Here is a 23,728-nt window from a genome sequence, read left to right on the forward strand (position 1 = left end):
CTTCATCGCCTGATGCACCGCTTTCGCGAGCAGGCTCGCTCCCACAGGTTTTGTATTCGCAAACCTTAGCGGCCGAGGTAAACCTCGATCACCCGCTCGTTTTCCTGCACTTGCTCAAGCGAGCCTTCCGCCAGCACGCTGCCTTGGTGCAGCACCGTGACGTGGTCGGCAATCGAGCCGACAAAACCCATGTCGTGCTCGACCACCATCAACGAGTGCTTGCCCGCCAGCGACTTGAACAATTCAGCAGTGAACTCGGTTTCGGCGTCGGTCATGCCCGCCACGGGTTCGTCGAGCAGGAGCAGTTGCGGGTCCTGCATCAGCAACATGCCAATCTCGAGGAACTGCTTCTGCCCGTGGGACAACAGCCCGGCCTGGCGATTGACCGAGGTGGTCAGGCGAATCGTCTCCAGTACTTCGCTGATGCGGTCCTTCTGCTCGCCGCTCAAACGCGCACGCAAACTGGCCCACACCGACTTGTCGGTCTTCTGCGCCAACTCAAGGTTTTCAAACACGCTCAGAGCTTCGAACACCGTCGGTTTCTGAAACTTGCGGCCGATGCCGGACTGGGCGATCTGCACTTCGCTCATCTGCGTCAGATCCAGCGTTTCACCGAACCAGGCCTTGCCGTGGCTGGGGCGGGTCTTGCCGGTAATCACGTCCATCAGCGTGGTCTTGCCGGCGCCATTGGGGCCGATGATGCAGCGCAGTTCACCGACGCCGATATACAGGTTGAGATTGTTCAGCGCACGGAAGCCGTCGAAGCTGACGCTGATGTCTTCCAGGGTCAGGATCGTGCCATGGCGCGTATCGAGGCCGGGGCCGACGCGCTGGCCGAGGCCGATCGAGTCGCGACTGGTGCCTTCGTCCTTGTTCGGCTCCACGGGAAAGAACGCAGGTTCCAGCATGAATTCCGCACTCGCTGTGACTCTCATTGTTCACCTCGTTTCTTCAGCAGACCGATCACGCCTTTGGGCAGGTACAACGTCACGACGATGAACAGCGCGCCGAGAAAGAACAGCCAGTACTCCGGGAAGGCCACGGTGAACCAGCTCTTCATGCCATTGACCACACCGGCGCCGAGCAACGGCCCGATTAGCGTGCCGCGCCCGCCAAGGGCGACCCACACCGCCGCTTCGATGGAGTTGGTCGGTGACATTTCGCTCGGATTGATGATGCCTACTTGCGGCACATACAGCGCACCGGCCAGACCACACAGCACGGCGCTCAACACCCAGACGAACAACTTGAAACCACGCGGATCGTAGCCGCAGAACATCAGGCGGTTTTCCGCATCGCGCAGGGCGGTCAACACCCGTCCGAATTTGCTCTGTGCCAGGCGCCAGCCAATGAACAGGCTCGCCACCAGCAACAACACCGTAGCGAGAAACAGCACCGCGCGGGTGCCCGGCTCGGTGATGCCGAAACCGAGAATCGTGCGGAAGTTGGTGAAACCGTTGTTGCCGCCAAACCCGGTCTCGTTGCGGAAAAACAGGAGCATGCCGGCGAAGGTCAGGGCCTGGGTCATGATCGAGAAATACACGCCCTTGATCCGCGAGCGGAAGGCGAAGAAGCCGAACACCAGCGCCAGCAAGCCCGGGGCCAGCACCACCAGGCACATGGCCCAGAGGAAGCTGCTGGTGCCGCTCCAGTACCACGGCAATTCGCTCCACGACAGGAAGGTCATGAACGCCGGCAAGCCATCGCCAGCGGCCTGACGCATCAGGTACATGCCCATCGCATAACCGCCGAGGGCGAAGAACAGACCGTGGCCCAGCGACAGCAGGCCGGCGTAACCCCAGACCAGGTCCAGCGCGAGGGCGACGATGGCGTAGCAGAGAATTTTGCCGACCAGGGTCAGCGTGTAGGCCGAGACGTGCAGGGCATTGTCCGGCGCGAGCAATGACAGCAGCGGCAGTACGATCAGCAGCGCAAGGATCACACCACCGACCGCGAGCGTGGCTTTCGGCCCGGCCTTTTGTGTAGCCGTGACTAACAGAGGCTGGTTCATCAGTCGATCACCCGTCCTTTCAGTGCGAAGAGACCTTGCGGACGTTTCTGGATGAACAGAATGATCAGCGCGAGGATGAGGATCTTGCCAAGCACCGCACCGATCTGCGGTTCGAGAATCTTGTTGGCGATGCCTAAGCCAAACGCAGCGAGCACGCTACCGGCCAACTGACCGACGCCGCCGAGCACCACCACCAGGAACGAGTCGATGATGTAGCTCTGGCCCAGATCCGGGCCGACGTTGCCGATCTGGCTCAGCGCCACGCCGCCCAATCCGGCAATGCCCGATCCGAGGCCGAAGGCGAGCATGTCGACGCGCCCGGTCGGCACCCCGCAGCAGGCGGCCATGTTGCGGTTCTGGGTGACGGCACGGACGTTGAGGCCGAGCCGGGTTTTGTTCAGCAGCAGCCAGGTCAGTACTACAACGAACAATGCGAAAGCAATGATGACGATGCGGTTGTACGGCAGCACCAGATTGGGCAGCACTTGAATGCCGCCGGACAGCCATGCCGGGTTCGCTACTTCAACGTTCTGTGCGCCGAATACCAGACGCACCAGTTGAATCAGCATCAGGCTGATGCCCCAGGTCGCCAGCAGGGTTTCCAGCGGCCGACCGTAGAGATGACGGATGACCGTGCGCTCCAGCGCCATGCCGATGGCCGCGGTGACGAAAAACGCCACCGGCAGCGCAATCAGCGGATAGAACTCGATGGCCTGCGGCGCGTAACGCTGGAACATCAGTTGCACCACGTAGGTCGAGTAGGCGCCGAGCATCAGCATCTCGCCGTGGGCCATGTTGATCACGCCGAGCAGGCCGAAGGTGATGGCCAGACCGAGGGCGGCGAGCAGCAGAATCGAGCCCAGCGACATGCCGCTGAACGCCTGGCCGAGCATTTCGCCGATCAGCAATTTGCGCTTGACCTGAGCGAGACTGGTTTCGGCGGCGGTACGTACGCCGGCATCGCTTTCCACGCCGGGTTCAAGCAAGCCTTCAAGGCGTGTGCGCGCCAGCGGATCACCGGTTTCACCGAGCAGGCGTACAGCGGCGAGGCGCACCGCCGGATCCGCATCGACCAGTTGCAGATTGGCCAGCGCCAGGCTCAGGGCGGCGTGGACACGTTCATCTTTTTCGCCAGCCAGTTGCTGGTCGAGGAATCTCAGCTGCGCGGGTTTCGCGCTTTTCTGCAATTGCTGTGCGGCAGCCAGACGGATTTTGCCGTCAGCGGCGAGCAGTTGATGGCTGGCCATGGCGGTGTCGATCAGACCCCGCAGGCGATTGTTCAGGCGCAGGGTCTTGCTTTGGCCGTCGATGGTCAGCGCACCTTGTTGCAGGGCATTGAGCAACTCGATACGTGCCGGATCGGGCTGCGCGGCCCAGGTTTCCAGGAGCCTGGCCTGTTGCATCGGGTTGGCCGCGACGAAGTCTTCGGCGTCGCCGGCGTGGGCGAGCATGGGCAGCAACAGTGCGATGGCACAGATGAATCGGAAAAGGGCAGTGGGCATGGTCAGTCGCCTTGACGCGGACATTGTAGGAGCGAGCCTGCTCGCGAAAGCGGTCTGTCAGTCACATGGATGTTGCATGTGCCGACGTCTTCGCGAGCAGGCTCGCTCCCACAGGGAATTGCATCAGCCTCACGCCAGGCGCGAGACTGACATCCGGTGACTCAGTTGCTCTTCACCGCATAATCCGGCTTCTTGTCGTTGCCCTGAATGAACGGGCTCCACGGTTGTGCGCGGATCGGGCCTTCGGTCTGCCACACGACGTTGAACTGACCGTCGCTCTGGATCTCGCCGATCATCACCGGTTTGTGCAGGTGGTGGTTGGTCTTGTCCATGGTCAGGGTGTAGCCCGATGGCGCGGCGAAGGTCTGCCCGGCCAGTGCATCGCGAACCTTGTCGACGTCGGTGGACTTGGCTTTCTCGACCGCCTGCGCCCACATGTGGATGCCGACGTAGGTGGCTTCCATCGGGTCGTTGGTCACCGCTTTGTCGGCGCCCGGCAGGTTGTGTTTCTTCGCGTAGGCTTTCCAGTCCGCGACGAATTTCTGGTTCTGTGGGTTCTCCACGGATTCGAAGTAGTTCCACGCCGCAAGGTTGCCCACCAGCGGTTTGGTGTCGATGCCGCGCAGCTCTTCCTCACCGACCGAGAACGCCACCACCGGCACATCGGTAGCCTTCAGGCCCTGGTTGGCCAGCTCTTTATAGAACGGCACGTTGGAGTCGCCGTTGACGGTGGAGATGACGGCAGTCTTGCCACCGGCCGAGAATTTTTTGATGTTGGCGACGATGGTCTGGTAATCGCTGTGACCGAACGGCGTGTAGACCTCTTCGATGTCCTTGTCGGCCACGCCTTTGGAGTGCAGGAACGAGCGCAGGATCTTGTTGGTGGTGCGCGGATAGACGTAGTCGGTGCCGAGCAGGAAGTAGCGCTTGGCGCTGCCGCCTTCTTCGCTCATCAGGTATTCCACGGCCGGGATTGCTTGCTGGTTCGGCGCGGCGCCGGTGTAGAACACGTTCGGCGACATCTCTTCACCCTCGTATTGCACCGGGTAGAACAGCAGGCCGTTGAGCTCTTCAAACACCGGCAATACCGATTTACGCGACACCGACGTCCAGCAGCCGAACACCACCGCGACTTTGTCCTGGGTCAGCAACTGCCGGCCTTTTTCGGCGAACAGCGGCCAGTTCGATGCAGGGTCAACGACAACGGGTTCGAGCATCTTGCCGTTCACACCGCCCTTGGCGTTGATCTCGTCGATGGTCATCAGCGCCATGTCCTTGAGCGACGTTTCGGAGATCGCCATGGTCCCGGACAACGAATGCAGAATCCCGACCTTGATGGTCTCGGCGGCCTGGACGGTCCAGGTCATGCCCATCGCGGCAATGGATGCCGTGAGTGTGAAAGCCTTGATCAAACTGCGACGCTTCATTGTGCGATCTCCATGAACATTCGATTTTTTTTGATTGGCAGATGCGGACGACTGAAGGGTGTTTTGCAAGGGCTGTGCCCGGTCGGGATCAGGCAGGAAAATGTCGTGCTAGAGCGCTTGCGCGCTGAAGGCGTGCACCACGAGGGGACGGGTTGCGGGCGGTGGTGCGCAGGGGTGCGCCAGATTGGGGCGCGCGCGACGCTCGAATGCAGATACAGAAACGATAAACATGTACCACAGCACGGGCGAACCGACGGCCGACACTCATTCGATCGATATCCCGATTTCTTTTCGCAGGATTTTTATCATGAATGACGTCCCAGGCCGGCCCGGTCTTGCTGCCACCCACACTGGAAAATCCAGGCTGCCGCCGCTGAGTCCGGCGTTCCTGTCTGAGGAGGACGCGGCCTATTGGGTCCACACACGTCTACCGCGTAAACCGGACCGGGAATATGGCAGCGTGATTCTGCGGCGCCCGGACGGCAAGTTCGTGGCCACTGCACCCACGCCCGGGGATGCCACTTCTTTCGATCTCAGCACTGTGCTCGATCTGGGCATCTCCGGATATTGGCAAGCGCCCTCGGGGTACCGGTTCGTTGCCCACCTTCACAGTCATGTGGCTCTCTACGACGTTGTCAGTGCCGCCTGGCCGGAACTGGACGAAAGGCGTCGGCGACTCTTCGTCAACTTTTTTTCGCTCAAGGATTTCAAGACGGCCATCGATCTGCGCGCCGAGTTTCCCGGTGCCTATATTTCCGGCCCCGATGGGACCTTGCTGAAATATTCGCCCAGTGGTTCACAAGCGGAGCTCGACAGTTATCGGTTGTATGGCGAGCAATCACGCTCTGGGCAGAAATCATGGGCGATCAACATCATCGATACCATCATCCGGCTTGCCTCGGTCGGTGAACTGAAGGTCATCGTTTCCAATGCCGATTGGGGCCATTCAGTGGGCGTGGTGCCGCTGGACTGGCAACCGGGTCAGGGGTTTTCCACGGGTACCCCGAGCGAGCCACCGCTGATGACCCGGGTCTGTGTCAACGCCGAGCGCGCAGTGCTCGCCGCATTGAAATCCACCGGCGCGCAAACCGCCGGGCTGCTGCTGAAAAAATTCACCGGGGAAGAATATGTCGCGACCCATGCACGCCCGGCCGGGCTTGCTGCGTGGGATCCCGAGCAGATCTTTCCCGCTGACGCCCAAGGGCAATTGCAACTGCCGCGGGGCTATCTGCTGGAGGGCTTTTACTTCGCATCACGCCCCGACCCTGCGCAGTTTCCAGCCGCGCAACCTTGGCTATACGAGAACTTTTTCACCCCGCAGGAAATCGCCATCGGCATCGAAGCCTTTGGTCGCAGTAAACACCTGGCAAAGGTTGGGCGGGCGCTGTCGCTGTACATGCGCGCGCAGGATCATTCGATGTTGAGGTACTGCTTCAGCGACCAGCCGATCGAGGCGGCATTGAGCGTCGTGAACGCCGACGCCACGGTCAGCGATAACGGCGTGCAGGCCAGGTTGCTGGCCGGCACGCTGAGCCCGCGTGAGTTCGTCTCGATGCTGGTATTGGCCGGCAGGCTGGAGGTGGTGCGGGGCAGCGCGCTCTGGGCGAACCTGGGCGCGGTGAGTCTGCAGTGGCTGCCGTTCGCCAACTTCCCCTGGCCGGTGCTGAGTCGGGATTTCCTGCGCGCTGACGATGCCGCGCTGCATGCCCATGAACAGCTCGGCAGCCGTCGCGATCGGCAGCACGGCGGTTATGTTTTCCAGCGCAGCGATCAACGCTTTGTCGTGACCGAGCCGTTGCCGGCGGACATCGATAGGCTGAGCCAGGGGCGGCTTTATCCGCAGGACAATCAGGGGCGCCCGGTATTTCCGGACGACCACCGGTTATATGCGCGTTATGTCTGTCACGTGGCGCTGTCGCAACTTGATCCGGTGCATGTCCGCTATTTGCGCTGGACATGGGAAGAAGCGGTGCTGAGTCAGCAGATGCTGAGTGTCGATGAAATGCGCCAGACCTTGCTCGATGGCGCGATTGTGTACTGTTCCGGTGCCGGCAATAGCCTGATCAGATTCGAGCCCTCGGCAACCGCGCAGGCCAACGACCTGGCCAAACGCCTCGGCACTCGCCAGCAGCCGGGCTGGTTGGCCAATGAGCTGGAAAGAGGCAGCAAGCGGCCGCAGGATTTTGTCCGCGAACAGGCGCAGGCGGGACAATTGGTCAATCTGATCGACCATCCAATGTGGGGCTATCGCGTTCAGATCAAGCCCGACGGTTACCTGCCGGTGGCTTTCCCGGCTGTCCCCGCCGAGCCCGAGAGGCCGCAGACCACGCTGCCGGCGCCGTCATTGCCGCAACCTTCTTTGCCGCCGTATCCGTCGCCGGCAACCCCTCTGCCCGCTGCTACGGTAATGCCATGGAAACGCCCTGAGAGGGTGCTCTTCGGTGCGGTTTTCGCTTCGGCGGACGATGTGGCCGTGAGTCAGTGCGCTGCTGACCGGCGCTTGCACACCGAAAACCGAGCGTGGTTCGGTTTTATCCTCAAGCACAACGATCGGGAAGAGTACATCGGCACCGAACTGTTTCCCGTCAATGACTCCGGCGACAACCTGTTTCGCCTGGCGTCGGTGTTTGGCTCCCGAACAACGCCCCCCTGGCATGAATACCCGGATGGCTTCGATCTGCATGCCGGTTTTTATTCGCACCGGCGTGTCGAGGATCCTTCGCGTGATCCTGCGGACTGGCTTGGGCATTTTTTTGTTTCACCCGATACCCTCGCCGTGGCGATGTACTTGTCGCCCCGGCGCCCGGTCATCACCTCTGGCCTGCACAAGACACTGTTCATCGCGACAGGCGACGATGCCCTGCTGAAATATGTGCGCAGCAGTTCCGGCAAGTTGTTCCATGACGAGAGCTCGCAACAGACGCTCGAATCGCTCAAGGACGATCTTGCTGCGCAACGGTTGCTACCGTCGGATCTGGTCCATGTCGTGGCCGAGAGTGGCCAACTGAGCGTGCTGCGAACCAGCCTGTGCTGGGACCGTCCGGGCATCGTCAGGAAAACCTGGCAGCCCTTTGCAAATCTTGAGCGGCGCGCCCTCGGCCCGGTTTTTCGCAGTGCCGATGATGCGGCAGTTCACGCCCGATCGCTTGTGCCGGAGGTTACGGAAAAAATCTGGGGGGGGCTGATTCTGGAAAGGCTCGACGGCCTGTACGTCGCCACGACGCCAGTGGAAGTCACCCGGGAAAATTTCGACAGCACGCAGATCATCGCCGATGAAAGCCGCTCCGCCGGACTGTTTCCGGAAGGCTGTCGGATCGTTGCGCGTTACCGTTCCAGAGTTGCACGGGAACTGTCGGTCGCCTTCTCGTCCATGGAAAAACGGATTTATCTGAACATGCTCTCGGTCGATACGTTGTATTCGGCTTTTACGCGCAAGCCGGTGCACGATGAATACCTGTTCGCGCCGGACGGAGCGACGATTCGCTATCAGCCGGGACTGTGGGAGCGCTTGCGCGCCGATCTGTCGATTGCGCTGACCGCAAACAATACGCTGCCCGACTCGTTGAACGGCGAGGTCATCAAGCAGCGCCTCTACAGCGGCGCATTGAAACCGATTGCCTGGATCGACTCGCTGGCCAGAACAGGCTATTTGCAAGTTGTCACCGGCAGTGACCTGTGGGGCCTGCCTCGGCAAGTATCGCGCTGGGTGCCGTTCTCGACCGATCTGCAGACCGGGTCGGATTACAGCAAAGCCGTCACTGAGTCGGTGTGCAGCCCGTTGTTCCTTCAGGCGGAGGCAGCCGCCCGATACGTGCATGAGCTGGCGGTGAGCCGGGATGCGCAGACATTTGGAGTCGTTCTGCGCTCGGCCGAGGGTCTGTTTCTTGCCAGTCTGCAGCTGACGACGCAACGCTCGGCGCTGGCGCTGGACCGGGTGTTCGAGCAAGGGCGACTGCCTTCAGGCTATCTGCTCGATTCCATCTACTTGCGTGCCGCTCTGCCGCCATTGGCCGCGCAGTCCGGGGATATACGGCATGTGCTGCTTTCGCCCGGCGATGTCCAGCAGGCCTGCAGACGGGCCTCTACGCCGCAGGGCTATCGGCCGATCTACTTCTCCTGCGCCGACGGTGCAATGTTGAGGCTGCAACTGCACGCATTCGAGCCTGGCACGTTTTACGACGGGTTCGGGCAGATCCAGTTGCGCCCCAACGCCTTTGTCTCGATGGAACAGGCCGCGGACGATGAGCGCGACATCGCCAAGGGGACGTTCAGCATGGTCGATTACATCAGGCGCATGGCCCGTGCCGGTGAGCTTGATGTGATTGAAACCAGTGCTTACTGGTCGCGTCATGGGCGGGTGGATGAAAGCTGGCAGCCGGGCCTTGCCGATACCTCGCGCATGCTTCGCTGGCAACACCATCCGGTTCCGGCACTGGGGCCGATTTTTCAGCATCCCGACGATGCGGCTCGCTATGCCCAGCACCGGACTGATAGCGAAACGCTCGTCCAGACGGGTTATGAGGGCGCGATTCTTGCGGAAAAGACGCAGCAGCGCTTTGTGCCGCTGGAGCCGATTGCCTGGTTCGGCAATGAGGAAAACCTGCGTTTGCGGCTCTACCGTACCAGCGCAGACCCGGCGACCGACTGGCGTCGGCCGGTGCCACGCTTCCCTCACGGATACGCCGTGGTGGCCAGCCACCAATTCAGCCTGTCGGGCAACACCCTGTTGGTCGTCGACAGCGAACAGATTCGCAATAATTTCGCCGATCCCGCGCAGGTGCACGCACACACCCATGAACTGAAAAACCAGGGTTTCGATATCCGTGCCTATTACTACTCGACGCCCGGCCATGAGTTGCTCAAATACACGCCTGTGTACTCGGACGCCGAACGGGATCTGTTGCTGACCCGGTCAATCGTTTATGAAAACGGGCAATGGATCAGCCACCTGACGCCTGGGCAATTTGTCTCGCGGCTCATGCAACTGGGCGAGCTTCAGGTGTTGATGGCAGGCCAGTACTGGCGCCATACCGGGCGCCTGGGCAGCGGTTGGCGCACCCGTCGCCAACAGCCTTCGGCTCGAGGCACCGTGCGGATCAGAGATGAGCTGTAAATCGAACGCCATGTCGGGCGCGGGCCATCGAGCCCGCGCCGCGAGATCACTGGGGCTGGCCGGCGGTGCGCTGGCTCAAACGCGGCAGCAGGAAACGATCCAGCAACCACACCACCACCAGCGAGGCGCCGACCAGCGGAAACACCACCGCCAGCACCAGCATGATCGCCACGCCGGTTTTCCACTTCGGCAGGTCATGACGCAGCGGCGGTACGCCGAACTTGCCTTCGGGGCGACGCTTCCACCAGATCACCACACCGCTGACGGCGCTGAGCAGGATCATCAGGCAGATCAGCAGCACGACGATCTGATTGAAGGTGCCGAACATCTTGCCTTCGTGGAGCATCACGCCGATTTCGGTCGCGCGAGCAACCGTGCCGTAGTGCTCGAAGCGCACATCGGCGAGGACCTTGCCGGTGTACTGATCGACGTGCAGGGTGGCATCGTTGCGCGGGTCGTCGGCGAATACGGCGATGGTGAACACGCCGGTGGCGGTGGTTGGCAGGGTGATGCTGTAGCCGGGTTCGACCTTGCGCTCGCTGGCGATGTTCTGCACCTCCTGCAGACTGATCGCGGGAGCCGCGGGGCCGGCGTGGGCGTTGCCGTGGTTCATGTGTTCGGCGTGGTCGCCGGACATGGGCATCGGCGTGTTTTCCATCGCCCATGGCACGGTCTGGCGAGTGGCGCTGTTGAGGCTGCGCGCCTCGATGTCGGAGGTTGGCACGTTGTTCCACATCGCGGCCGGAAACACGTTCCACACCTGCGCGTACTGCTTGCCCCAGAAACCGGTCCAGGTCATACCGCTGAGCAGCATCACCAGCAGCAACGTCGCGCCCCAGAAACCGCTGACCGCATGCAGATCACGCCACAACACCCGACCGCGGCTGCTCAGGCGCGGCCACAGAATGCCCGCCGCCTGACCACGCGGCCACCACAGAAACAGGCCCGACACCACCAGCACCACGCCCCAGCCAGCGGCCATTTCGATCAGCCGATCACCGACGGTGCCGATCATCAATTCGCCATGGATCGCCCGGGCGATGGCTTGCAGATTCTGCTTGGCGTCCTGCTCGCCGAGGATGTCGCCGTGATACGGATCGACAAACACGTTGAGTTCGTGCCCGGCATTTTTCACCACGAATTGTGCGCTGCGTTCGGCATTCATCGGGGGCAGGTACTGGGTGACCTGGCCTTGCGGATAAGCGTTTTTCACCCGTTGCAGCAAGTCATCGGCCGGGACCGTATGGTGCCCGGCAGGCACTTCGAGCAGGCTGCTGTACATCAGCGCGTCGAGCTGCGGTTTGAACAGATAGATGATCCCGGTCAGGGCCAGCATCACCATGAACGGCGCGACGAACAGCCCGGCATAGAAGTGCCAGCGCCAGGCCAGGTTGTAGAAATTGGGTTGAGGCTTTTGCATCACGTGTGCTCCGCTGGGCTTGGTTCTTTTCGTTATTTGTCAGGACTGCCTGTTCGTGGCGAGGGAGCTTGCTCCCGCTGGCCTGCGAAGCAGGCCCAGGCTCTGCAAATCAAGAGAGGGCCGCTACGCGCCCCAGCGGGAGCAAGCTCCCTCGCCACAGGGCAGTGTTCACACCAGGAATTTCTCGTGGCGTGTCAGAAACTCATATCCACTTTGGTCCAGAGCGTTCGCCCCGGTTCATTAATTGCCTGCGGGTCATTGGCCGGGTAGCCGAACCCGGCGTTGCCGGCCAGGTTCAAGTGCTCGGCATAAGCCTTGCCGAACAGGTTGTCGACGCCGCTGCTGACCTTCCAGTGCTTGTTGATGCGGTACGCGCCGTTGAGCGAGAACACACCGAAGCCCGAGCTCTGGTCGTAGTCCTTGCCGACTACGTTGCCCTTGTTTGCGTCGATGCGGTGCTGCGCGGCGACCACCCGCCACAGCGCCCCGGCACTCCAGTTGTCTTCGCTGTAGGTCAGGCCGAAACGCGCGTCCAGCGGTGGCATTTGCGGGAGCGCCGAGCCGTCGCTGCTGTTCTTGCCCCAGGCGTAGGCCAGCGTTGCGTCGGCCTTCCAGTGTTCGCTGAGGTTGTAGGCGGCGCCGAGTTCGCCGCCCATGATCCGCGCGTCGATGTTCTCGGCCCGCGAAGTGCTCATACCCATCATTCCCGGCGTGTAGTCGAAAAGGATGTAATCGCGGACCACACCGATGTAACCCGAGGCCCAGGCTTCGAGGTCGGCGCCTTTGTAATTGACGCCGAAATCCAGCTGGGTGGTTTTTTCCGGTTTGATCGAATCGAAGGCATTGACCGAACCCGTCGGGCCGGCGTCAGGCGAAAACAGTTCCCAGTAATCCGGGAAGCGTTGCGCGTGGCCGAGGCCTGCGTAAAGCGTGGTCGGGCTGTCAGCCAAGTCGTGCTCATAGCGCACGAAGCCGCTGGGCAGCGTATCGGCGCGGGTGTCGTCAGCGGTCGGGTTGGGCCGCGACATCATCCCCGACCCGGTGGTCTGGCGATAATCCCTGGCCGAAGCGCGATCGACCCGCGCGCCACTGATCAGGCGATCACGCTCGGCGGCGTACCAGGTCATTTCGCTGAACACGCCGTAATTGTGGAAGTCTGCGTCCTTGCTGTACGGCAGATCCTTGTAGGTATCGACGCCCATCGCACTGCGCTCGCGGTGCTCATTGGTCTGCGCATCCAGCCCGGTGATCAGCTGAATATCCGCCCAACGCCAGGTCGCCTTGATCCGCGCGCCGAGGGTGCGCCGATCGACGTTGGACGCCATGGGCCCGGCCATCATGCCGGTGCCGGACGGTGTGCGCAGGGTGTAGTTGTCCATTACATGGTCGGCGTAGTTGTAGTAGACCTGCGCCTCGAGTTTTTCCAGCACATCGGTGATATCGGATTTCTCAAAGCGCAGGCCAAGGCTTTCGCGCAGGAACTGCGAGCCGTCCATGCCACGCCCGGCATAACGCGCCTCGCCATCGCCCTTGCCGGCGGTGAGCTCGATCAGGGTGTCGGCATCCGGCGTCCAGCCCAGCGCGATATCACCGTTCCATTTGTCGTAGCGCGAGGCGACGACGTCGTTGTTGCCGTCGCGGTAATCGTCGGAATGCGCGGTGTTACCGATCACCCGCATGTAGCCCAACGCACCACCGGCAGCGGCGTCGATCACCTTGTCGAAACGACCGTGGGAGCCGGCCAGCACGCTGGCGTTCACCCGCGTGCCGAGTTCGCCGAAACGCTCCGGTTCGCGTTCGAACAGCACCGTGCCAGCCGACGCGCCGGGGCCCCAGAGCACGGTTTGCGGGCCTTTGATTACCGTGAGTTTGTCGTAGGTTTCCGGCGATATGTACGAAGTCGGCGCATCCATTCGGCCCGGGCAGGCGCCGAGCATCATGCTGCCGTTGGTGAGGATGTTCAGCCGCGAGCCGAACATCCCGCGCAGCACCGGATCGCCGTTGGTGCCGCCATTGCGCACCAGGGCGAAGCCGGGAATGGTCTTCAGATAGTCACCGCCGTCACTGGCCGGCACCGGTTGGCGCGGGTCCTTGGGATCGGTGACGATCGTCAGTGGTGAGCTGGGGGCGAGGGCAGTAATCACCGTCGGACTCAGTTCTTGCGGGTGGCCGGCATGCTCATCGGCCTGGGCCAGCGGTGTCAGCAATACGCCGCAGAGGACGGCGCTGGCGTGCCCGAACCGCATCCGCGATCGGTTCAGGGTAAAAGGCGCGCGGGCGGATTCCGCGCAGGGAACAGCAGTAAACCTGGACATGACAATTTCCATCGAACAGTCGTAAACACCACGGCCGACAGCCTGAAACTGTCTTCTCAACCGTGTGCAATCAGAGGTGCGTGTTTACGTCGCGACGGGCGGGGCGCGGGTGCGGGCGCCGGGGAAGAAGGATTGGCGGGCGTGGCCCAAACGCGGGGAGGGTGGGGTGAAGGTATTGGGTGGCGGGATGTTGAAAGCGATGAAATCGCCACCGCCGGTCAGCGCCGGGCAATTGAGCAGCAGGCTGCAGTAACCGCACTTTTCCCACAGCACGTGATGCGAGGATTGCGGCGGGCAGTGCTCTACCGAGGGCTTGGCGTCATGGCTGCTGTGGTCCATGCCGGGCATGTCCATCGACATGTCCATGCTCATTGGCATCGATGTCGAGGCGTGCTGATCCATCGGCATCGACTGAGAAATCAGTGGGCCGATGAAGATCATCAACATGGCGAACAGGGCGATCCAGCTGCCACGCGTCAGCGCTTGAGTCTGACGGTGGTGCGGGGCGGGCCTGGCGCGCAAAGGACGCATGGGCGAAGTCAGCCGGGTCGGTTACTGAGCGTGCACGTGGGCCTGGGTGGATTCCGGCGGTTTCTTCTGCACGGCGACATCGACCGTGACATCGCCGGCCTTCTCGAAATGCAGGGTCATCGGGAAGCGCTTGCCATCGCTGAGCAGGCTGCGATCGCTCAGGTTGAGCAGCATGACGTGGTAAGCCATCGGCGCAAACGTCACGGTGCCGCCAGGTGGAATATCCACGCCTGGAACCTGCTGCATCTTCATCAGGTTGCCCTGCATCACGTGCTCGTGCAGTTGTGCTTCGGCGGCAATCTTCGAGTCGACGCTGAGCAGGCGATCGGCGCTTTTGCCGGTGTTGTGAATGATGAAATAGGCGGCAACGGTCGGCGCATTCGGCGGCAGTTCCTGTGACCACGGATGGGCGATTTCCAGCGCACCGGCCTTGTATTCGTGGGCATGGGCGAAGCACGCCGGCAAAAGCAGAGCAGCGAGGACGAAGAGTTTCTTCAACATGGCAGTTCTCCAGAACGATTTGAAACGCGGATTTATGGCGCGAACAAATCAGACCAGAGGGGATGCACGGGGATTGAGACTCGGCCATTGCTGGCGCGGAGCGGGGGCTTGCAGGGCGACGGGCGCAACGCTGCGGTTACTTTCGAATCGCGCGAAATACAACTGCGGCGAATGCCCCGGCAGCGCCAGCAATGGCGCTGAACCTGAGCAGCACCAGCAATGCTGCATGTTCGAATGGCTATCGTTTTGCGGGGCCTTTTTATCTGTAGCGCCGATGTCGATCGCCACCATCTTCATGCCGCTGCCGGTGCAGAAACTGCTCCAGAGGATCTGCCCGGCGGGGTCGCCGCCCGCCTGCGCCATCGCCCCGCTCAGCGGCATGGCGAGCATGTTGAACAGCACTGCAAAGCAGGCGATCCAGGCAAATGCTAACCGGCGTCGGTTCATGGGACAGGTCCGTTGGGTGGGCGATCAGGCGCGGCTATTTAGCCTGATCAGGGCCGATAAGTAAAAAAGCGTCGTGCGGTCTGGTGTCGCAGTGCGTTCACAGCGTTACGGCATGCAATCTCAAGCCCAGAGCCTTCATGACTTTCATGATAGTTGCGAATTCGGGATTGCCAGTGCTGCTCAGCGCTTTATAAAGACTTTCGCGGCCCAAACCTGCATCCCGCGCCACTTGTGTCATGCCTTGAGCCCGGGCGATGTCATTGAGCGCTGCACGGATAAGGACGCCGTCGCCTTCATCATCGTCAAAACAGGCATCTAGATATGCCGCCATGTCCTCGGGAGTTTTGAGGTACTCGGCGGCGTCAAAACGGGCGAATTCTTCGGTCATTGGATGTGTACGCCCTTGGAATCAAAGACGTTGAGCGTAGAGGTGGACGCTGACGGCCGATAGTCAGTGATTCGTTAAGTTGTTGTGGGCAGTGTCCGGTGCGTTTGTAGGATTCAAGTCAGATATCCGGCCGAGCCCGTGACATTGTGGGAGCGAGCCTGCTCGCGAAAGCGGTGGATCAGGCAATGATGTGCAAACTTTGCCGACGTCTTCGCGAGCAGGCTCGCTCCCACACTGTTCGGTGGCGACCACATAGCCTGTTCAGCCCGCGAACCCAGTGGGAACTGCGGTGCGACGATTCGACTTGCCCGCGAAGGCGTGTGTGTGAAAACTGCGCCTGTTTTTTAGATAAGGTTAACGGTCGCGAGGGCCATGAGGATTGCGTCGACCGAGGCAAACTCCCGATCAACCCCCGGCAACTCCGGCCGCTTCAACACCAGCACCGGCACCCCACGCTCACGCGCCACTTCCAGCTTCGGCTCGGTCGCGGTGCTGCCGCTGTTCTTGCTGATCAACACATCGATCTGCCGCCGTTCGAACAGTGCGCGCTCATCCTCCAGCAGAAACGGCCCCCGCGCACCGATCACTTCGCAGCGTTCGTTGCCAGGGTAGACGTCGAGGGCGCGCAGGGTCCAGAACTGGTGGGCGGGGATTTCGTCGAGGTGTTGCAGGGGTTCGCGGCCGAGGGTGAACAACGGTCGGCAAAACGGCTTGAGCGCAGCGATCAATTCGGCCCAGTCGCTGACTTCGCGCCAGTCATCACCGGGCTGCGGTTGCCACGCCGGGCGACGTAATGCCCAGCAGGGGATGCCGGTCAGCTGCGCGGCGGTCGCAGCGTTCTGGCTGATCTGTGCGGCATAGGGATGCGTGGCGTCGAGCAGCAAGTCGATGCCTTCGTCGCGAATGAACTGCGCCAGCCCTTCAGCGCCCCCGTAGCCACCGACGCGCACCTGACAAGTCAGATCCGTCGGCACCCGGCCAACACCGGCGAGGCTGTAGATATGTTCTGGCCCGAGCGTGCGGGCAATCGCCAGCGCTTCAGTCACACCACCGAGCAGCAAGATCCGTTTCATGCAAAACCTCCGGCGTGCCCGACGATCCCGCCCTGGCGATCGATCGCAAACACCTCGACCTGCACCTGCGCAGGCACCACGCTGCGGGCGAAATTCAGCGCGTGGCGACAAACTTCATCACCCAAAGCGATCCCCGCCGCACTGGCCATGGCCAAGGCCTGTTGGCTGGTGTTGGCCGCGCGAATGCCTTGCTGCAACACCGCGTCCGCGCCAATCGCCGCCGCCCACTCGGCCAGTTGCGGCAAGTCGATGCTCGAATGCCGTGAGTGCAGATCCATATGCCCGGCGGCCAGTTTGCTGATCTTGCCGAAGCCGCCGCACAGGCTGAGTTTATCCACCGGTACCTTGCGCAGATGCTTGAGCACCGCGCCGACGAAGTCGCCCATTTCGATCAGGGCGATTTCCGGCAGGTTGTAGACCCGGCGCATGGTGTCTTCGCTGGCGTTGCCGGTGCAGGCGGCGATGTGCAGGTAACCGTTGGTTTTCGCCACGTCGATGCCTTGATGAATCGAGGCGATGTAGGCAGCGCAGGAAAATGGCCGGACGATGCCGCTGGTGCCGAGGATCGACAGGCCGCCAAGAATGCCCAGCCGTGGATTCATGGTTTTCAGCGCCAGTGCCTCACCGCCCTCGACATTGACCGTAACCTCGAAGCCGCCGTGATAATCGGTTTCGGCGGCGAGCAGGGTCAGGTGATCGCTGATCATTTTGCGCGGCACCGGATTGATCGCCGGCTCGCCGACAGCCAGTACCAGCCCTGGGCGGGTCACCGTTCCGACTCCGGCGCCGGCATTGAAACGGATCCCCGCTTCGTCCAGCAAGCGCACTCGTGAATAGAGCAAAGCACCGTGGGTCACATCGGGGTCGTCGCCAGCGTCCTTGATCGTGCCGGCCTCGGCGCCGTCCTCGCTCAGGCGGCAGAACTCCAGACGCATCTGTACCTGTTTGCCCTTGGGCAAGGTGATCTGCACTGCGTCGGCGCCGACGCCGGTGAGCAACAGGCGCGCCGCGGCGAGGCTGGTCGCGGTGGCGCAGCTGCCGGTGGTGAGGCCACTGCGCAGGGGCGCGGGTTGTTCGGCGGTTTCGTCACGCATCGAGGGGTTTGACCAATTCCAGCAGGGTGATCGGCAAGGCCTGACGCCAGGTGTCGAACTCGCCGAGCGGCTGCGCCTGAGCGACATGAATGCGCGTCAGCTCGCCGCCGTAACGTTCGCGCCAGTGCATCAGGGCGACTTCGCTTTGCAGCGTCACGGCGTTGGCGACCAGACGGCCGCCGGGCTTGAGTTGTTCCCAGCAGGCTTCGACCACGCCTTCACGGGTGACGCCGCCGCCGATGAAAACAGCGTCCGGACGTTCTAGGCCATGCAGCGCTTGCGGTGCCTTGCCGCGAATCAGATGCAGGCCGGGCACGCCCAGCGCATCGCGGTTGTGTTCGATCAATTGCTGACGGCCCGCGTCGGCCTCAACCGCGATGGCGCGACAGCTCGGATGGGCGCGCATCCATTCGATACCGATCGAGCCGCTGCCGGCGCCGACATCCCAGAGCAGTTCGCCGGGCGTCGGTGCCAGACGGGCGAGGGTGATGGCGCGCACGTCGCGCTTGGTCAACTGGCCGTCGTGGCGGAATGCCGAATCGGGCAAACCGGCGAGCCGCGACAGGCCGGCAACACCGGGCTCGGCCAGGCACTCGATAGCGATGAGGTTGAGATCGGCAACGGGCGGGTTGTCCCATTCACTGGCGCGGCGGTCGATGCACCGCTCGGCCTCGCCACCCAAATGCTCCAGCACACTCAGGCGACTGGCGCCGAAACCGCGCTCGCGCAGCAGTTGCGCGACGGCGGCGGGGCTGCTGCCGTCATTGCTCAGCAACAACAGACGCACGCCGCTGAACAGGTGCGCATTGAGCGCCGCCAGCGGCCGCGCCACCAGCGACACAACCGTCACCTCCTGCAGCGGCCAGCCCAAGCGCGCCGCCGCCAATGCGCACGACGAAGGCGCGGGAATGATCGACATCTCGGCGCTCGGCACCAGACGCGCCAGACTGGCACCGACGCCGTAGAACATCGGATCGCCGCTGGCCAGCACGCAAACGGGCTCGCCACGGGACTCAAGCACCAGCGCGAGAGAAAAAGGGCTGGGCCACGACTGCCGCTCGCCGCCAATGCACGGCGGCAGCAAATCCAGTTGCCGCTGGCCGCCGACGATCCGCGAAGCGCCCATCAGGGCACGCCGGGCATTCTTGCCCAGGCCCTTGAAGCCGTCCTCACCAATTCCCACGATCGTCAGCCAGGGTGACATCTATATTCCTCTAAACGTGCCGTTCCGACGGGCAGACTTTTCATGCCGCCGGACAAAGCAGGCATAATACCGCGCCTTCGCCCGCGAAGCGCTTCTGCCACGCAACCGGTCAGCCCCTTGAACGAACGCCCGATGTCCACCGCCTTACGCCCCTCGGCCTGCCCGGGGTTGCTGCGTATCGTCCAGGCACTGGACGGCGGTATCTGTCGGATCAAGCTCGACGGCGGTTCGATCAGCGCTGATCAGGCCGATGCGGTGGCCACTGCCGCCGAGCAGTTCGCCAGTGGCGCGATCGAGGCGACCAATCGCGGCAATCTGCAGATTCGCGGGATCGGTGCGCAATCGACGGCGCTGATCGAGCGCTTGCTCGCCGCTGGCCTTGGGCCAAAAACCGCCGCCGGCGATGATGTACGCAATCTGATGCTCAGCCCGACCGCCGGGGTCGATCAGCAGTTGTCGATCGACACGCGCCCGCTCGCCGAACAGATCCTCGACACCTTGCAAAGCCATCCGCGCTTCCACGAGCTGAGCGCCAAGTTCGCCGTGCAGCTCGATGGCGGTGAAGCGCTGGCGATGCTCGAGCATCCGCATGATCTGTGGCTGTCGGCGTGCGAGCGTGATGGCGACATCCTCTGGGCATTCGGTCTGGCCGGTTGCCCGACCGATCGCCCGCTCGGCGCCGTGACCCTGGACAACGCTCACGCGCTGGTGGTCGCGGTGCTGGAGTTGTTTCTCGACCTGGCCCGGCCAGAGCAAACACGGATGCGCCATCTGCTCGACGAGTTGCCAAGGCTCGCCTTTCTTGAATCGTTGCGCGAGCGTGTATTGGTCAAGGCGATCAGCAATTGGCAGCGCCCGACGTCGGCAGACGCGCTGCACATTGGCGCCCGGCAGCAAAACACGACGGATCGTTTTTACATCGGCGCGGTGCCGCCGCTTGGACGACTCGATCCGCCGATGCTGCGCGGCGCGGCGCAGCTGGCCCGTCAATTTGGCGATGGCAGCCTGCGTTTCACCCCGTGGCAAAGCCTGCTGCTGCCGAACGTGAAGGCCACTGATACCGACGTAGTGCTTGAGCAGTTTCGGGCGTTGGGCCTGTTGGCGACCGCAGCCGAACCGCTGACCCGCCTGATCGCCTGCACCGGTGCCGATGGCTGCGGCAAAGGCCTGGCCGACACCAAACAGGACGCCCGGCAACTGGCACCTTTGCTGCCCGAAGGACTGCGCGTGCACCTGTCAGGCTGCTCGCGCTCCTGCGCCGCCGCTCACTGCGCGCCAGCCACGCTGCTGGCCGTTGCCCCCGGTCATTACGACCTCTATTTTCGCGATGCAGCACAGCCCGGTTTCGGCTCGCTGCACGCCTGCAACCTTACTATTGAAGCGGCCGCGACCCTGCTCGACGCCCGCTCCCGGAGCCCCCTTGATGCTTGATTACATCCGCGACGGTCAGGAGATCTATCGCAACTCCTTCGCGATCATTCGCCGCGAGGCCAATCTGGCGCGCATCCCCGCCGATCTGGAAAAACTCGCGGTGCGGGTGATCCACGCGTGCGGCATGGTCGAGGCCGTCGACGGTCTGCAGTTTTCCGAAGGCGCGGGCAAGGCCGGGCGCGATGCCTTGGCGGCCGGTGCGCCGATTCTCTGCGACGCGCGCATGGTCTCCGAAGGCGTGACCCGCACTCGTCTGCCGGCCAACAATCAAGTGATCTGCACCTTGCGCGACGACAGCGTGCCGGAGCTTGCTCGCGAGCTGGGCAACACCCGCTCGGCCGCGGCGCTGGAGCTGTGGCGCCCGCACCTTGCAGGCAGTGTGGTGGTGATCGGCAACGCGCCGACCGCGCTGTTCTACCTGCTGGAAATGCTCGATGCCGGCGCGCCGAAACCGGCGCTGATTCTTGGCTTCCCGGTGGGCTTCGTCGGCGCTGCCGAATCGAAAGCGGCGCTGGCGGCCGACAGTCGTGGCGTGCCGTTCGTGATCATGCAGGGCCGCCTGGGGGGCAGCGCCATGGCCGCCGCCGCCGTCAATGCTCTCGCCACGGAGATCGAATGATGCAGGCCAAAGGACGTCTGATCGGCCTTGGTGTCGGCCCCGGTGATCCGGAACTGATCACCGTCAAAGCCTTGCGCCTGTTGCGCGAATCGCCAGTGGTCGCGTACTTCGTGGCCAAGGGCAAGAAGGGCAATGCGTTCGGGATCATCGAGGCGCACCTGGTCGAGGCGCAGAATCTGCTGCCGCTGGTGTACCCGGTGACCACCGAGGCGTTGCCAGCGCCGCTGTCGTACGAACAGGTCATCAGCGATTTCTACGACGAAGCCGCGGTGGCGGTGGCCGAACATCTGGATGCCGGCCGCGACGTGGCGGTGATCTGCGAAGGTGACCCGTTCTTCTACGGTTCCTACATGTATCTGCACGACCGCCTCGCCAGCCGTTATGAGGCTGAAGTGGTGCCCGGCGTGTGCTCGATGCTCGGCGGCGCTTCGGTGCTCGGCGCGCCGCTGGTGTATCGCAATCAGAGCCTGTCGGTGCTCTCGGGCGTGCTCCCCCATGAAGAGCTGAAACGGCGTCTGGCCGATGCCGATGCGGCGGTGATCATGAAGCTGGGGCGCAATTTTCCCAAGGTGCGTCAGGTTCTGGAAGAACTCGGCCTCGCCGAGCGCGCGCTGTACGTCGAACGGGCAACCATGGCCAATCAGAAGATCGTGCCGATGGATCAGGTCGAGCCGATGTCCTCGCCATACTTCTCGCTGATCATCGTCCCGGGCGAACGGTGGCAAGGGTGATGACGCACTCGACACCCGCCATCGTTATCCTCGGCCAGGGCAGCCTCGCGACTGCACGGCGGATTCAGCAGGTCTATCCGGCGGCGCAGATCCACGGCCTCGCCGGGCGGGTTGAAGGCGCTGATTGCCTGTATCAGGAATTCGGCGCGACCCTGCGCGCGTTGTATCAGCAGGACACGCCGATCATTGCCCTGTGCGCGGCCGGCATCGTCATCCGCACCCTGGCGCCGCTGCTGCTGGAGAAGGGCGCCGAACCGGCGGTGCTGGCTGTCGCTGAAGACGGCAGCGCCGTGGTGCCGCTACTTGGCGGGTTGGGCGGAGTGAATGTCATGGCCCGGGAGATCGCGGCGGCGCTGCACGTGGCGCCGGCAATCACCACCAGCGGGGAATTGCGCTTTGGCACCTGCCTGCTCAATCCGCCCAGTGGTTATGCGCTGGCGGATCTGGAATCGGGCAAACGCTTCGTCTCCGACCTGCTCGCCGGGCACAGCGTGCGTATCGAAGGCGCGGCGCCGTGGCTGGATCAGGCGCAGTTGCCACAGGATCCGCAGGCATTGCGTTCGATCCATGTGAGCAGTGCGCAGCGTCTGGCCAGTGCCGACGAGTTGTTGATCTATCCGCGCAGTGTGGCGGTGGCGGTGAATGCTGAGGTGGCGGATCTGCCAAACGTCGTTCGCGCCGCGTTGCAACGGGCCAACGTCGCCGTGCCGGCGCTCGCCTGCCTCGTGGCTGCCGACACTGACATGGCCGCGACGAACTTGCGCGAGGCTGCGCTCGAATTGGGCGTGCCACTGCGCTTCGTGGCGGCGCAAAGCGATCTGCAGGCATTGGCGGGTATCGCAGTGCCTGAAGCGAACGTGATTGGCGTTGAACATCTGGCGGTGGCGATTGCCGAGCAACCACTGGACGTTTCGCAGATCGGCCGCCCACGGGGTCGACTCGCGGTAATCGGCCTTGGCCCTGGCGCCGCCGACCTGATGGTGCCGGCGGTGAAAGCCGAACTGGCGCGCGCCACCGATGTGCTCGGTTACGAAACCTACGTGCGCATGGCCGGCCCTTTCCGCGATGATCAGGTGCAGCACTGCACCGATAATCGTGAAGAAATGCAGCGTGCCCGCCACGCCTTCAGGCTTGCCGCCGAAGGACGCTCGGTGATCGTGGTGTCTTCTGGTGACCCGGGCGTGTTCGCCATGGCCGCTGCGGTGCTCGAGGCCTTGCACGAATCGGATGATCCGGCCTGGCACAGTGTCGAGCTGGAGATCCTGCCCGGTGTCTCCGCCTCGCTGGCAACCGCCGCTCAGGCCGGGGCGCCGCTGGGTCACGACTTCTGTGTGATGTCGCTGTCGGACAACCTCAAGCCGTGGGCGATCATCGAGAAGCGTCTGGATCTGGCCGCCGAAGCGGATCTGGCCCTGGCGTTCTACAACCCGATTTCCCGGGCGCGCCCCTGGCAACTGGGCCGCGCGCTGGAAATCGTTGCACAGCACCGCTCGCCGGAAACGCCGGCGGTTCTGGGCCGGGACATCGGCCGCCCGGGACAGACCCTGCGCACCACGACGCTGGGTGCGCTGACGCCGGAACAGGTCGACATGCGCACGATGGTGCTGATCGGTTCGTCGACCACTTGCACTTTCGCTCGTGCCGGGGGCGGTGACTGGGTGTATACGCCGCGTTGGTATGGCGAAAAACCACGTTCCTGAAACTGCCTCCAGTCATTCAATTTCCAGCTGTAAGAAGTTTGAGCGGTTGTAAGTTGAGTTGAAGTTTCAATTGTTTTCTTCAAGTCATAAAAAATGGTCATGTCCCCACGGACAGGGCCATTTTTTATGCCTGGAGATTGCGCCAGCCCGTTAGTAATCGCACTGCTGTTACGGTTGGATGATTTCCGTGTGATCAGATATTGCCGGCGACAAGCTTTGTA

18 protein-coding genes are annotated in these 23,728 nt (G+C 62.7%); 5 read left to right on the forward strand and 13 right to left on the reverse strand.

What is annotated here, in order from left to right:
• Positions 1-65: 65 nt before the first annotated feature.
• The 4 genes from urtD to urtA form a co-directional block, all read right to left on the reverse strand.
• Positions 66-935: an urea ABC transporter ATP-binding protein UrtD gene (urtD, locus tag DCO47_RS08525; protein ID WP_016771888.1), complete on the reverse strand. Its 870-nt coding sequence runs from the start codon at positions 933-935 to the stop codon at positions 66-68.
• Positions 932-2,011 carry an urea ABC transporter permease subunit UrtC gene (gene urtC / locus DCO47_RS08530; protein ID WP_042608929.1) on the reverse strand — a complete coding sequence of 360 codons (1,080 nt, stop codon included), beginning with the start codon at positions 2,009-2,011 and terminating at the stop codon, positions 932-934. Before urtC ends, urtD begins: the two co-directional genes overlap by 4 nt.
• Positions 2,011-3,513, reverse strand: a complete 1,503-nt coding sequence (urtB, locus tag DCO47_RS08535) for an urea ABC transporter permease subunit UrtB (protein WP_116657904.1) — start codon at positions 3,511-3,513, stop codon at positions 2,011-2,013. Before urtB ends, urtC begins: the two co-directional genes overlap by 1 nt.
• Positions 3,514-3,674: 161 nt before the next feature.
• Positions 3,675-4,940 (reverse strand): urea ABC transporter substrate-binding protein, encoded by a 1,266-nt coding sequence (urtA, locus tag DCO47_RS08540; protein WP_065615527.1) that lies wholly within the window; start codon positions 4,938-4,940, stop codon positions 3,675-3,677.
• 307 nt (positions 4,941-5,247) lie between these two features.
• On the opposite strand from urtA, the gene DCO47_RS08545 reads away from it, so the two are divergent.
• Entirely contained in the window at positions 5,248-10,053 is a 4,806-nt protein-coding gene (locus DCO47_RS08545; protein ID WP_165839194.1) for a DUF4329 domain-containing protein, read from the forward strand.
• A gap of 46 nt (positions 10,054-10,099) precedes the next feature.
• On the opposite strand, the gene DCO47_RS08550 is transcribed toward DCO47_RS08545, so the two are convergent.
• The 9 genes from DCO47_RS08550 to DCO47_RS08590 all read right to left on the reverse strand — a co-directional run bounded on the left by DCO47_RS08550 (position 10,100) and on the right by DCO47_RS08590 (position 19,026).
• Positions 10,100-11,473, reverse strand: coding sequence for a PepSY domain-containing protein (locus tag DCO47_RS08550; RefSeq protein WP_116657906.1), 1,374 nt, complete (start codon positions 11,471-11,473; stop codon positions 10,100-10,102).
• Positions 11,474-11,667: 194 nt separating this feature from the next.
• Positions 11,668-13,788, reverse strand: coding sequence for a TonB-dependent copper receptor (locus DCO47_RS08555; protein ID WP_116657907.1), 2,121 nt, complete (start codon positions 13,786-13,788; stop codon positions 11,668-11,670).
• A gap of 84 nt (positions 13,789-13,872) precedes the next feature.
• Positions 13,873-14,319 (reverse strand): DUF2946 domain-containing protein, encoded by a 447-nt coding sequence (locus DCO47_RS08560; protein WP_116657908.1) that lies wholly within the window; start codon positions 14,317-14,319, stop codon positions 13,873-13,875.
• 21 nt (positions 14,320-14,340) lie between these two features.
• Positions 14,341-14,820 carry a copper chaperone PCu(A)C gene (locus DCO47_RS08565; protein WP_116657909.1) on the reverse strand — a complete coding sequence of 160 codons (480 nt, stop codon included), beginning with the start codon at positions 14,818-14,820 and terminating at the stop codon, positions 14,341-14,343.
• A 48-nt stretch (positions 14,821-14,868) separates the two neighbouring features.
• On the reverse strand, positions 14,869-15,267 hold the full coding sequence (locus DCO47_RS08570) for a DUF2946 domain-containing protein (protein ID WP_116657910.1): 399 nt from the start codon (positions 15,265-15,267) through the stop codon (positions 14,869-14,871).
• Positions 15,268-15,364: 97 nt separating this feature from the next.
• Positions 15,365-15,655 carry an addiction module antidote protein gene (locus DCO47_RS08575; protein WP_007914567.1) on the reverse strand — a complete coding sequence of 97 codons (291 nt, stop codon included), beginning with the start codon at positions 15,653-15,655 and terminating at the stop codon, positions 15,365-15,367.
• Positions 15,656-15,999: 344 nt separating this feature from the next.
• Positions 16,000-16,728 (reverse strand): cobalt-precorrin-6A reductase, encoded by a 729-nt coding sequence (locus tag DCO47_RS08580; RefSeq protein ID WP_116657911.1) that lies wholly within the window; start codon positions 16,726-16,728, stop codon positions 16,000-16,002.
• Positions 16,725-17,822 (reverse strand): cobalt-precorrin-5B (C(1))-methyltransferase, encoded by a 1,098-nt coding sequence (locus tag DCO47_RS08585; protein ID WP_116657912.1) that lies wholly within the window; start codon positions 17,820-17,822, stop codon positions 16,725-16,727. The genes DCO47_RS08580 and DCO47_RS08585 overlap by 4 nt, the downstream gene beginning before the upstream one ends.
• Positions 17,815-19,026: a bifunctional cobalt-precorrin-7 (C(5))-methyltransferase/cobalt-precorrin-6B (C(15))-methyltransferase gene (locus DCO47_RS08590; RefSeq protein ID WP_064363005.1), complete on the reverse strand. Its 1,212-nt coding sequence runs from the start codon at positions 19,024-19,026 to the stop codon at positions 17,815-17,817. The genes DCO47_RS08585 and DCO47_RS08590 overlap by 8 nt, the downstream gene beginning before the upstream one ends.
• Before the next feature lie 132 nt (positions 19,027-19,158).
• On the opposite strand from DCO47_RS08590, the gene cobG reads away from it, so the two are divergent.
• Genes cobG through cobJ form a run of 4 tightly spaced genes read left to right on the forward strand, consistent with a single transcriptional unit; the run spans position 19,159 to position 23,507 of the window.
• A complete protein-coding gene (gene cobG / locus DCO47_RS08595) occupies positions 19,159-20,457 on the forward strand; it encodes a precorrin-3B synthase (RefSeq protein WP_305889188.1) in 1,299 nt (432 codons plus the stop codon).
• The gene (locus tag DCO47_RS08600) at positions 20,450-21,076 is read left to right on the forward strand and encodes a precorrin-8X methylmutase (protein WP_042608916.1); all 627 of its coding nucleotides are present in this window, start codon (positions 20,450-20,452) and stop codon (positions 21,074-21,076) included. The genes cobG and DCO47_RS08600 overlap by 8 nt, the downstream gene beginning before the upstream one ends.
• Entirely contained in the window at positions 21,073-21,807 is a 735-nt protein-coding gene (locus DCO47_RS08605; protein ID WP_370695113.1) for a precorrin-2 C(20)-methyltransferase, read from the forward strand. The genes DCO47_RS08600 and DCO47_RS08605 overlap by 4 nt, the downstream gene beginning before the upstream one ends.
• Complete coding sequence (gene cobJ / locus DCO47_RS08610) at positions 21,807-23,507, forward strand: precorrin-3B C(17)-methyltransferase (RefSeq protein WP_116657914.1); 1,701 nt, start codon at positions 21,807-21,809, stop codon at positions 23,505-23,507. The genes DCO47_RS08605 and cobJ overlap by 1 nt, the downstream gene beginning before the upstream one ends.
• The last annotated feature ends 221 nt before the right edge of the window (positions 23,508-23,728 follow it).

The sequence above is a fragment of the Pseudomonas sp. NDM genome (assembly GCF_003105095.1).
In the GTDB taxonomy this organism is placed as follows: domain Bacteria; phylum Pseudomonadota; class Gammaproteobacteria; order Pseudomonadales; family Pseudomonadaceae; genus Aquipseudomonas; species Aquipseudomonas moraviensis_A.